The organism is Dysgonomonas sp. Marseille-P4677, assembly GCF_016652235.1.
Classification (GTDB): Bacteria; Bacteroidota; Bacteroidia; order Bacteroidales; family Dysgonomonadaceae; genus Dysgonomonas.
The window spans coordinates 1-1,799 of sequence record NZ_JAEPKU010000258.1; the positions used below are offsets into that span (position 1 = coordinate 1).

Annotated in this window: 1 protein-coding gene; it reads right to left on the reverse strand. The window is 38.8% G+C overall.

The features are described from left to right. Positions 1 to 39: 39 nt before the first annotated feature. Positions 40 to 1,799: glucosamine-6-phosphate deaminase (locus JGH11_RS19885; protein ID WP_201114689.1), on the reverse strand; the 1,760-nt coding region annotated here is incomplete at its 5' end.

Genomic DNA, 1,799 nt, shown 5'->3' on the forward strand with positions numbered 1-1,799 from the left:
TCATTATACCCTGAAAGGTTTGTTTCTTCTAATTATAATTTACAAAGGATGATATTCTACAAAAGCTTCAATTGCTTCATACGAGGCCAGCCCTAGCTGCCTGTACAATTCAGCTGTAGCACGATTCCGATCTTCGGAACGCTGCCAGAACAGACGTTCATCATTTCCTAAAAACGGAGCACTTTCCATTTGTGATTGATGTTTCAATATCGAATTACGTTTCGAGCGAAGCTCTTCAGGTGAAATAGGCACAGCCATTTCTATATGATCTATTTCCCACTCAGCCCAAGCTCCACGATACATCCAGAAACGACAATTCTTAAGCCATTCAGCCCCCTTAAGCTCATCTACAGCAGCAAGGATGGCATCCAGACAAACCTTGTGCGTACCATGAGGATCGGCAAGGTCTCCTGCAACAAATACTTGATCAGGTTTTACAGATTCCAAATAATTCTTTACTATTTCGACATCAGCTGCCGATATCGGATTTTTCTTCACTCGTCCAGTTTCATAAAACGGAAGATCTAAAAACTTAGTATTCTTCGTATCCATCCCAACATAACGACATGCTGTAGTTGCTTCCTGGCGACGTATATGACCTTTTAGGAATAAAATATCCGGTGTGTCTATATCACCCTCTTTTTTGTCATGCAAAAGATACTTAAGTATTTCGGCATACTTTGCTTTCAAAGCTTCATTCCCTGCATCATATTTAGAGCGTACATCTTCAAGGAAAGACACATAACGTATTACCTCTTCGTCACCTACCGCTATATTTCCAGATGTCTGATATGCGACATGTACTTCGTGTTTCTGATCTACTAGGCGCTTGAAAGTTCCGCCCATAGAAATAACATCATCATCAGGGTGAGGGCTGAAAATTATCACTCGTTTAGGGAACGGTTTTGCCCTTTCAGGACGATTAGTATCGTCAGCATTAGGTTTTCCCCCAGGCCAACCCGTAATTGTATGTTGCAAATCATTAAATATCTTAATATTTACATTATAAGCCGAACCATACAATGCCAACAACTCACCTAATCCGTTATCTTGATAATCTTTATTTGTTAACTTCAAGATAGGTTTATTCACTTTAAAACATAACCAAACAATAGCCCTACGGATAAGTTTACTTGTCCAATCACAACTAGTTACCAGCCACGGTTGGTTGATACGGGTAAGTTCAAAGGCAGAATTAAGATCGACATGTACTTTTGCATTAGCATGGGCTTGAAGACAAGATGCCGGTGTTGCATCTGTCAATGCCCCTTCAACCACATCCTTTACACTTTTAGCTTTATCTTCACCCCAAGCAATAAGTGCAATTTCTTTGGCTTTCATTATTGTAGACACCCCCATAGTTACGGCGCTAACCGGAACATTATCCAAAGAACCGAAGGTGTTAACAGCCTCTTTGCGCGACTGAATATCCAATAAGATAAGACGAGTTTGCGAATTCATACTCGAACCAGCAATATTTATTCCTATATTACCAGACCGCCCCAAACCTAAAAGCAGATAATCGATACCACCTACATTACTAATTGTTTGCTCGTATATTTTACAATAGTTTAATATTTCTTCTTTCGAAACAGAACTATCTGGTGAGTATATATTTTCAGAAGCAATATCCACATAATCCAAAAATGATTCTTTCAGTAATTTCAGATTACTATTAGACTGAGGTGCAAGTGGATAAAATTCATATATATTGAATATAATTACATTTTTGAAACTTAACCCCTCCTCTTTATGGAAACGAACAAGCTCTTGATAAATCGTTTGTGGAGAATGTCCAC